A 9,346-nucleotide genomic window follows, 5' to 3' on the forward strand; every position below is an offset into this window, starting at 1 on the left:
CAGCCGGGTGAAGCGCGAGACGATCATTCCGAACCCTCCCGGCGGATCTGCACCTTGGCGACCAGGCGCAGGAGGAGCAGGACGATGAAGGCGATGGCGAGCAGCGCGACCGACACCGCGGCGGCGTTGACGGGCTCGTCGACCTCGATCTGCTGCTGGATGTACTGCGAGGCGACCTGCGTCTTGCCCGGGATGTTGCCGCCGATCAGCACGACGGAACCGAACTCGCCGATCGCTCGGGTGAACGCCAGGCCGGCGCCGCTGAGGATGGCGGGCAGCAGGGCGGGGAGCACGATCTTGCCCCAGATGACGCGGTTGTTGGCACCGAGGACGGCCGCCGCCTCCTCGACTGAGGTGTCGAGCTCCATCAGGACCGGCTGCACCTGGCGCACCACGAACGGCAGGGTGACGAAGGTCAGCGCGACGACGACGCCGGGCTGGGTGGCGGCGAGGTGGATGTCGAAGGGGCTGTTGGGTCCGTACAGCGACAGCAGCACGAGGCTGGCGACGATGGTCGGCAGCGCGAACGGCAGGTCGATGATCGCGTTGACGACGCTCTTGCCGGGGAACTCGTCACGCACCAGTACCCACGCGATGATGGTGCCGAACACCACGTTGATGGCCGCGACCAGCAGGGAGATGACGAGGGTGATCCCGAGCGCCTGCAAGGCCCCGGGCGCGGTGACGCCGGCCCAGAAACCTGCGGGGCCGTCGTCGAACGACGCCGCGGCCACCGCGGCGAGCGGCAGCAGCACGATGATCGACAGCCACAGGCCGGTGATGCCCAGCGACAGCGGCCCGTCGGGGCGCCACCCGCGACGCGGCGTGAACGCCTCGGTGTCGGATGGTGCGGTCATCGGCCGGCCTCCTGCGCGTAGATCTTGCTGATGGCTCCGTCGTTTCCGAACAGTTCGGCGTCGACCGTCTTCCATCCCCCGAGGTCGTCGACCGTCCACAGGGTGTCGATGCGACCCGGGAACAGGTGCGCCGTCTTCGCGACGGCGGCGGGTTCGACGGGACGGAAGCCGGCCTGAGCCCACAGTTCCTGACCGCGCGGCGAGTACAGGAAGTCGACGAACGAGTGGGCGGCCTTCTTGTCGGCGCTGGTGTTGACGACGGCCACCGGGTTCTCGATCTTGAAGGTGGTCGACGGGAGCACGTACTCGATCTGCTCGGCCGGGGTGGCTTCGGAATTCTTGCGCTCGAGCATGATCGCCTCGTTCTCGTAGCTGATCAGCACATCGCCCTGCCCCTGGTGGAAGGCCGACGTCGCCTCGCGGCCCGACTTGGGGAGGATCTTGATGTGGTCGCGCACCAGGGTGCTGAGGTAGTCGAGCCCGGCCTGCGGGTTCTTACCGCCGTCGCTCTTGGCCGCGTACGGAGCCAGCAGGTTCCATTTGGCCGAACCGGAGCTCCCGGGGTTGGGCGAGACCACTTCGATGCCTGGGCGCAGGAGGTCGTCCCAGGTGCGGATGTTCTTCGGGTTGCCCTTGCGGACCACCAGTGCCACCACGGAGCCGAACGGCACCGAGCCGTTGGGGGCCTGCGTCTGCCAGTCGGCGTCGACCACACCGGCCTTCACCAGTCGGGTCACGTCGGGTTCGACAGAGAAGTTGACGACGTCCGCGGGAAGCCCGCGAGCGACCTTGCGCGATTGATCGCCCGAGGCGCCGTAGGACTGCGAGAAGCCGATGTCGCGGCCTTCGGGCGTCGCCCGGAACGCCGGAATGACGAGGTCGTAGCCGATCTTGGGCGTGGCATACGCCACGAGGTTGAGATGCCTACTGCCAGAAGAAATGTCGGCCCCGCCCGGGGTGTCGGTGGATCCCCCACCGCACCCGGTCAGCGCGACGATGAGTGCGACGATCACCGTCAGGTTGATCGTCGCGGTCCGTGCCCGCCGTTTGGTTCCCGTACTCACCCGAAGAACCTAACCACCGCCGCCGTCCGGTCTCAACGGTGCGCTGCCGCGCGAATCGGCTGCGACGACGGGGGCTCGGGGCTGTGCTATCGCAGAAGCAGCCAGGCCAACAGGACGAGGATGAGCAAGGCGACGAGCGCCATGGTGACTTTAGAACGAAACATCGCGTCAGATTCCTACTCCGTGGTCATCGTCCGCTTCGGCGCGGCCGAGTTTCGAGAACAGCGTCCCGACCAGGTAATTCACGCCGGATGCGGCGACCACTGCCAGCGGCACCAGCACGATGGCGGTGACGATCAGCTGCGGGATGAAAGGCAGGCCCGTGAGCCACTCTTCGACTCCGTCCCACCAGGACAGAATGCTGTTCATTGCTTGATCACCTCATCGACTGCGTGCCCACGCGGTTACGCCCACGCTGATTTGAAACCCTACTCTTTCGGTCACTGCGACGGCGCTCACGCCGGTGCGTGACCCAGTGCGCTAGGCGAGTCCGCGACGGGTCAGCAACGGTTCGATCCGCGCCGGGTGACCGATCATCGCGGCATGCGCAGCCACCGGGTCCACGCTGTCGCCCCGTGAGAGCACGGCGTCGGCGAATGCCGCCCCGAGATCCGGCTGCAGACCGCCGCCGGCGAGGAACCACTGCTCGGTCTCCGCGTCGAGGATCTCCGACCAGATGTACGAGTAGTACGCCGACGAGTAGCCGCCGCCGAAGACGTGGTTGAAGTAGGTGCTGCGGTAGCGCGGCGGGATGAGTTCGGACGCGAGCCCGGCGTCGGCGAGCGCGCGTGCCTCGAAGGCCAGCACGTCGTCGGGCACGTCGGCCTCCGCCAGCCGGTGCCAGGCGAGGTCGAGCGCCGCGGCGGCGAGGTACTCGACGGTGGAGTGCGCCGACTCGGTGCCGCCCGCTCCGCGGACCGCGTCGAGCAGGACCTGCGGGGCCGACTCACCGGTCACGTGATGTCGGGCGTAGCGACCGACGACGTCGGGATGCAGCGCCCACATCTCGTTGACCTGCGACGGGAACTCGACGAAGTCGCGCGGGACCGACGTGCCCGACTGCGACACGTACTCCACCGACGACAGCAAGCCGTGGATCGCGTGGCCGAACTCGTGGAACAGCGTGACCAGTTGGTCGAGCGATAGCAGGCACGGCTGCCCCGGCTCCGGCTTGGTCAGGTTCAGCACGTTGACGATGATCGGAGCGGTCCCCAGCTGGTGGGACTGATCGACGATGTTGTTCATCCACGCGCCACCGCGCTTGGACGGCCGAGCGTAGAAGTCGCCGAGGAAGAGTCCGATGCCCTCGCCGTCGCGGCTGACCTCCCAGACCCGCACGTCGGGGTGATAGCCGGCGAGGTCGTCGCGCTCGGCGAAGCTCAGTCCGTACAGCTTTCCGGCCGCGACGAAGACGCCGTCGTTGAGGACCGCGTCGAGTTCGCAGTAGTCCTCGAAGTCGCCGATGTCGACGGAAGCGCCGCTGTCCCCATCTGCGCTGTCACTGTTTGCGGCGCGGGCGCGCTGGTCGGCGGCCAGGTAGTAGGTCACGTCGGCCGGTGCGAGCGGATGTCCGCCGCGCTCGGTGAGACGCGCGAGTTCGGCGTCCCCCGCCGCCATCGCGGCGGTACCGAGCTCGGTCAGCAGGTCGGCGACGGCAGTGGGGCTCGGCGCGGTCTCCTCGGCGATCACGTACTCGGCGTGCGAGGCGTACCCGAGCAGCGCGGCACGACGAGCGCGCAGGGTGACGATCTCAATGATCATCGCGCGGGTGTCGTACTCGTTGCCGCGGGCGCAGCGGGTCATCGACGCGTCGAACACCCGCTGCCGCGAGAGCGGATCGGTCAGCTTCGCGACCGCCGACTGGCTGGTCGGCAGTTCCAGGGACACCAGGTAACCGTCCCGGCCCGCGTCGGCCGCCGCGCGGGACGCCGCAGCGATCTCGGCGACCGACAGCCCGTCGAGCTCGGCGGCGTCGACGAAGTGGACCGCCGAGGCGTTGGTGTCGTCGAGCAACCGCTGACCGAAGTCGGTGGTGAGCGTCGCGAGACGCCCGGAGATCTCCCGCATCTGTGCCTGGCCGTCGGCGTCGAGAGCGGCACCCGCACGCACGGTGTCGCGATAGCGCTGCGTCAGCAGTCGCAGCTGGGCCGCGTCGAGGCCGAGGTCGTCGCGGCGATCGTAGAGCGCCGAGATCCGCGCGAACAACTGCGGATTCATGGTGATCGCGTTGCCGTGCTCGGTGAGCCGCACCGCCAGCACCTGCGCGATCTCGGCGCGCTGCGGGTTGGTGTCGGGGCCTTCGAGATTGAAGAAGATCCCGTTGGCTCGGGCCAGCGCTCGACCGGACGCCTCGAGCGCCCCGATCGTGTTGTCGAACGTCGGCGCGGCGGGCGACGACGCGATGACGTCCACCTCGGCGAGGTGCGCGGCCAGCGCTTGGTCGTAGGCCTGCAGGAAATCGTCGTCGCTGATCGACGCGAAATCCGGGAGGCCGTACGGCAGCTCCGACTCTGCGAGAACCGGATTCACACGGAGGTCACCGGTCACGGGTCACTTCCCCTTGGGCTTGTCGCCGGCTTCGTCGGTCGAGAGGGCTGCGACGAAGGCCTCCTGCGGCACCTCGACCCGGCCGATGGTCTTCATGCGCTTCTTGCCTTCCTTCTGCTTCTCGAGCAGCTTGCGCTTACGGCTGATGTCGCCGCCGTAGCACTTGGCAAGAACGTCCTTGCGGATGGCGCGAATGTTCTCGCGCGCGATGATCTTGGAGCCGACGGCCGCCTGGATCGGCACCTCGAACTGCTGACGCGGGATCAGTTCCTTGAGCTTGAGCGCCATCTTGTTGCCGTAGCCGTACGCGGCGTCCTTGTGGACGATGGCGCTGAAGGCGTCGACGGCCTCGCCCTGCAGCAGGATGTCGACCTTCACCAGGTCGGCGGTCTGCTCGCCGGACTCCTCGTAGTCGAGGCTGGCGTAGCCGCGGGTCCGGGACTTCAGGGAGTCGAAGAAGTCGAAGATGATTTCGGCCATCGGCATCATGTAGCGGAGTTCCACGCGGGTCTCCGACAGGTAGTCCATGCCGCCGAGCTCGCCGCGACGGGTCTGACACAGTTCCATGATCGCGCCGACGAACTCGCTCGGCGCGATGATCGTCGTCCGGACCATCGGCTCGAAGATGTCGCGGGTCTTGCCCGTCGGCCAGTCCGACGGGTTGGTGACGACGTGCTCCGTGCCGTCGTCCATGATCACCCGATAGACCACGTTGGGCGCCGTGGAGATGAGCGTCAGGTTGAACTCGCGCTCCAGGCGTTCGCGCGTGATCTCCATGTGCAGCAGGCCGAGGAAGCCGCAGCGGAAGCCGAAGCCCAGCGCCACCGAGGTCTCCGGCTCGAAGGTCAGCGCAGCGTCGTTGAGCTGCAGCTTCTCGAGCGCTTCGCGGAGAACGGGGTATTCGGAGCCGTCCAGCGGATACAGGCCCGAGTAGACCATCGGGCGCGGTTCGCGGTAGCCGGTGAGGGCCTCGGTGGCCCCCTTCTTGGCGGTCGTGACGGTGTCGCCGACCTTCGACTGCCGGACGTCCTTCACACCGGTGATGAGGTAGCCGACCTCGCCGACGCCCAGGCCGGCGCTCGCCTTCGACTCCGGTGAGACGATGCCGACCTCGAGGAGTTCGTGCGTCGCGCCGGTCGACATCATCTGGATCTTCTCGCGCGGCAGGATCTTTCCGTCGACCACGCGGACGTAGGTGACGACGCCGCGGTAGGTGTCGTAGACGGAGTCGAAGATCATGGCGCGGGCAGGCGCGTCCGGGTCGCCGACCGGGGCCGGGATCAGGCGGACGGCCTCGTCGAGGAGTTCGGCCACGCCGGCGCCGGTCTTGCCCGAGACCCGGAGCACGTCCTCCGGCTCGCAGCCGACGATGTGCGCGATCTCGGCGGCGTAGCGATCGGGGTCGGCCGCGGGAAGGTCGATCTTATTGAGGACCGGGATGATGGTGAGGTCGTTCTCCATCGCCAGGTACAGGTTCGCGAGCGTCTGAGCCTCGATGCCCTGCGCAGCGTCGACCAGCAGGATCGCACCCTCACAGGCCTCCAGGGCACGCGAGACCTCGTAGGTGAAGTCGACGTGACCGGGCGTGTCGATGAGGTGCAGGACATACTCGTCGTCGCCGATCTTCCACGGGAGTCGGACGTTCTGCGCCTTGATGGTGATGCCGCGTTCGCGCTCGATGTCCATGCGGTCGAGGTACTGCGCGCGCATCTGCCGTTCTTCGACGACGCCCGTCAGCTGCAGCATACGGTCGGCCAACGTCGATTTGCCGTGGTCGATGTGCGCGATGATGCAGAAGTTCCGGATCCGGGCGGGATCGGTGAACGTCTTGTCGGCGAAGCTGGGAATCTCACTCACTCCTTGCGCGGCGGGTCCCGGGGTGGGCCCGGTACAGATCGCCCTCCAGTTTCGCACGAGACGGCACAGTCCCACACCTCGCCGCCGGGCAGGAGAGATTTTCGGGACTTCTGATCGGTCCCCGCCGCCGAACGCGCCGCGCCAACCGCACGAATCTCCGGCGCGCGCCACTAAGGTCGGGGCCATCATGAACGACGAACAATTCACGGTCGAGAACGACGCGGTGGCGGCCGATGTGTGGTGTCCGTCCGACCCGCGGGGCCTGATCGTCTTGGCCCACGGTGCCGGATCCAACCGCGAGTCCGCGATCCTGCGAGCACTCTCGGCAGCACTGGTCGGACGCGACCTGGCCGTTGCCCGCATCGACCTGCCGTACCGGCGAGACCGCCCGAAGGGACCGCCGTCGCCGTCGAAGGCGGCCCGCGACCGCGACGGGATCCGATCCGCCGTCGCGGAGCTGCGCGGCGTGGCGGGCGGTCCGCTGGTGGTCGGCGGACACTCGTACGGCGGGCGGCAGGCCTCGATGGTCGCCGCCGAGGACCCCGACCTGTTCGACGGCCTGCTCCTCACCTCGTACCCGCTGCATCCGCCCGGCAAGCCGGAGAAGTCGCGGACCGAGCACCTGCCCGACATCACCGCGCCGACGTTGATCGTCCACGGCCGGTCCGACGCTTTCGGGTCGTCGGACGAGTTCGCCGACGCCTTGGCCCTGTTCACCGCGCCGGTGCGACTGCTCGAGATCGAGAAGGCCGATCACAGCCTCAAACCCGACCGCAGCGGCGTCGGCGACCTGACCGCCGAGGCCGTCACCGAGTGGCTGCTGCCACTCGCCACAGAACGGAGCACCGACCGATGAGCCGACCCGGACACCCGACACGCGAGTTCGCCCGCACCGTCTCGTACTCCCCCGACCTCGACGGCGACGCCGACCCCGGCGAAGTGGTCTGGACGTGGGTGCCGTTCGAGGAGGACCCGACGCAGGGCAAGGACCGTCCGGTGCTGGTGGTCGGACGCGAGGGCGGCGATCACGTCCTCGGCCTCATGCTGTCGAGCCAGGACTACCACCGCGACGATGACGACTGGCATCCCATCGGGACCGGATCCTGGGACTCCGAACGACGCGACAGCTACGTGCGGCTCGACCGCATCCTACGAATCGCCGACGACAGCATTCGTCGCGAGGGCTCGGTGTGCGACCGCGATCGGTTCGACGCCGTCGCCGACGTCCTCCGCGAACGCTTCGGCTGGTCGTAGCGAACGGATCCGGAGTGGCGGGTCAGCGCTTGAGTCGGCGACGGATGCGGCGGACCACGTTCGCCGCGCGCGTCTTCAGCGCAGGCCGGTTGTCGGGCACCGGAGCCGTCTTGGCCCACTGAGCGATGGCGTCGAGGGCGGCCTCGAGCGCGTCCTCGGCCGTGGCGCCCGCGACGCCCTCCGCCGCACCTGTTCCCGGAGCGACCCGAAGGTCGTCGACCGTGCCCGAGACCGCATAGCCGCATCCGACGATCGCCGCGACGAGATCGTCGGATGCGCGCGCGGCCCACGCGAGCTGCTCACCGCTGAGCCCCGCCGGCGCGCCGTCGCGCGTCGCGAAGAGATGCTCACCGATCAGCACCCCCTTCACCAGGCCCTCGTACCGACGCCACTCGATGTCGTCGGGCTGCAGTCGGCGGTTCAGCCGGCGAATCAGTTCGGTCTGCCCCGCGGACAGCGACGAGTTCGAGCTCGGCACCGATTCGGGCAGGTCGGCCGGATCGGCTCCGAGCGTACGGACGAAGCGCTCCCAGAGCCCGTCGCCCGGCGCCTGCGTTCCCGGCGCGGGAACCGTCACGATGTGGATGCGCTCGGGACCGACGACCTCGGCCCAGTCGGCACAGATCCGGCGGTAGTCCTGAAACTCCCAGAACGGCTCCTGGTCCGACCCGCCGGGGCCGCCTCGGATCGACTCGACGAACTCCGGGAGCGTCGCGCGACGCTGGTTCTTGACGTTCTCCTGCCACACCGACGGCACCTGACGAGCCAGATCACGCACCGTCAGCACCAGGTGGATCTCGTCGGCGAAGTCGAGGTCGGCGACGAGTCTGCGGATGTGGTCGGGCCCGGCATTGGCGAACAGTTCGTGCGACACCAGCGACGACCCGTGCCACGCCCGCATCTGGGCGACCATCGCCGGCCACACGTCGGCGTGGGCGGGATCGGCCCAGTCGAGGTAGCGCTCCGGCTGCAGGTGCGCCGCGGCATGGAAGTGGTCGTCGATTCGGTTGCCCGGGTACAGCAGATCCGCGCGAGCCAGGGCGTGGTCGCGATTCCGCCACAGCCGGTCCTGCAGGTGGGTGGTACCGGTCTTCGGTAGACCGACGTGGACGTAGACAACAGACATACGTGACACCCTAGAGTCGAGCGAGGTGCCGCCGCGCGGGTCGCCCCGGCCTCCGATGTGCGGTGAGCGCCCACGATTTTGGGCGCATCGGTCGACACTGGTATCGTCGAACGCTGTTGCGATGGACGCTGGCCACTGACCGCTCTGTCGCCGAACGGAAACGAACATTCGGCCCTTGCGGTCGCACAGGAACGTCAGAAGAGGACATCGCGTGGCTAACATCAAGTCTCAGATCAAGCGGAACAAGACCAACGAGAAGGCTCGCCTGCGCAATCAGTCGATCAAGTCGGCTCTGCGCACCACCATCCGTACCTTCCGCGAGACCGTTGCCAGCGGCGACAAGGACAAGGCAGCCGAGCTGCTCGTCACCACCAGCCGCGCACTCGACAAGGCTGCCTCGAAGGGCATCATTCACAAGAACCAGGCCGCCAACAAGAAGTCGGCCATGGCTCTCGCAGTCAACAAGCTCTGACGCGACGCGACCTTCGGGTCGCCCGCCCGCTCGCCGTACCGAGCACCAGAACTCAATAGCTTCAGCGAACACCTCGATGACGGGCCACGTAGTCATCGAGGTGTTCGCTGTCGTGCGGCGATGCGTGCCCCGCGCGATGTGTGCTGCGGTGTTCGCCGGTTCTCCGACC

General features: G+C 68.0%; 9 protein-coding genes. 3 read left to right on the plus strand and 6 right to left on the minus strand.

Features of this window, described 5'->3' with window-relative positions; genetic code table 11:
- Positions 1-23 precede the first annotated feature (23 nt).
- From cysT to lepA, 5 genes are all read right to left on the minus strand, one after another.
- Positions 24-857, minus strand: coding sequence for a sulfate ABC transporter permease subunit CysT (gene cysT / locus GX543_RS01575; protein ID WP_290849367.1), 834 nt, complete (start codon positions 855-857; stop codon positions 24-26).
- Positions 854-1,921, minus strand: coding sequence for a sulfate ABC transporter substrate-binding protein (locus tag GX543_RS01580; protein WP_290849368.1), 1,068 nt, complete (start codon positions 1,919-1,921; stop codon positions 854-856). Before GX543_RS01580 ends, cysT begins: the two co-directional genes overlap by 4 nt.
- A 168-nt stretch (positions 1,922-2,089) precedes the next feature.
- On the minus strand, positions 2,090-2,290 hold the full coding sequence (locus tag GX543_RS01585) for a hypothetical protein (RefSeq protein ID WP_290849369.1): 201 nt from the start codon (positions 2,288-2,290) through the stop codon (positions 2,090-2,092).
- A gap of 111 nt (positions 2,291-2,401) precedes the next feature.
- Entirely contained in the window at positions 2,402-4,468 is a 2,067-nt protein-coding gene (locus GX543_RS01590) for a M3 family metallopeptidase (RefSeq protein ID WP_290849370.1), read from the minus strand.
- Between the two features lie 3 nt (positions 4,469-4,471).
- The gene (lepA, locus tag GX543_RS01595; RefSeq protein WP_290849375.1) at positions 4,472-6,364 is read right to left on the minus strand and encodes a translation elongation factor 4; all 1,893 of its coding nucleotides are present in this window, start codon (positions 6,362-6,364) and stop codon (positions 4,472-4,474) included.
- Positions 6,365-6,512: 148 nt separating this feature from the next.
- Here lepA and GX543_RS01600 point away from each other — a divergent pair, with 148 nt between their 5' ends.
- Complete coding sequence (locus tag GX543_RS01600) at positions 6,513-7,181, plus strand: alpha/beta fold hydrolase (protein ID WP_290849371.1); 669 nt, start codon at positions 6,513-6,515, stop codon at positions 7,179-7,181.
- Positions 7,178-7,579 carry a type II toxin-antitoxin system PemK/MazF family toxin gene (locus GX543_RS01605; protein WP_290849372.1) on the plus strand — a complete coding sequence of 134 codons (402 nt, stop codon included), beginning with the start codon at positions 7,178-7,180 and terminating at the stop codon, positions 7,577-7,579. Before GX543_RS01600 ends, GX543_RS01605 begins: the two co-directional genes overlap by 4 nt.
- Positions 7,580-7,601: 22 nt before the next feature.
- Here GX543_RS01605 and GX543_RS01610 read toward each other — a convergent pair whose 3' ends face one another.
- Positions 7,602-8,705, minus strand: coding sequence for a sulfotransferase family protein (locus tag GX543_RS01610; protein WP_290849373.1), 1,104 nt, complete (start codon positions 8,703-8,705; stop codon positions 7,602-7,604).
- A 211-nt stretch (positions 8,706-8,916) separates the two neighbouring features.
- Between GX543_RS01610 and rpsT the strand changes: the two genes are divergently transcribed.
- Complete coding sequence (gene rpsT / locus GX543_RS01615; protein ID WP_290849374.1) at positions 8,917-9,177, plus strand: 30S ribosomal protein S20; 261 nt, start codon at positions 8,917-8,919, stop codon at positions 9,175-9,177.
- The last annotated feature ends 169 nt before the right edge of the window (positions 9,178-9,346 follow it).

This window comes from Gordonia sp. (in: high G+C Gram-positive bacteria), assembly GCF_012515855.1.
Lineage (GTDB): Bacteria > Actinomycetota > Actinomycetes > Mycobacteriales > Mycobacteriaceae > Gordonia.

What these genes read in the sequence shown, in the direction of transcription:
- cysT (WP_290849367.1), bottom strand. Translation starts at nt 857, where the DNA reads ATGACCGCACCATCCGACACCGAGGCGTTCACGCCGCGTCGCGGGTGG.
- GX543_RS01585 (WP_290849369.1), bottom strand. Translation starts at nt 2,290, where the DNA reads ATGAACAGCATTCTGTCCTGGTGGGACGGAGTCGAAGAGTGGCTCACG.
- GX543_RS01600 (WP_290849371.1), top strand. Translation starts at nt 6,513, where the DNA reads ATGAACGACGAACAATTCACGGTCGAGAACGACGCGGTGGCGGCCGAT.
- GX543_RS01605 (WP_290849372.1), top strand. Translation starts at nt 7,178, where the DNA reads ATGAGCCGACCCGGACACCCGACACGCGAGTTCGCCCGCACCGTCTCG.
- GX543_RS01610 (WP_290849373.1), bottom strand. Translation starts at nt 8,705, where the DNA reads ATGTCTGTTGTCTACGTCCACGTCGGTCTACCGAAGACCGGTACCACC.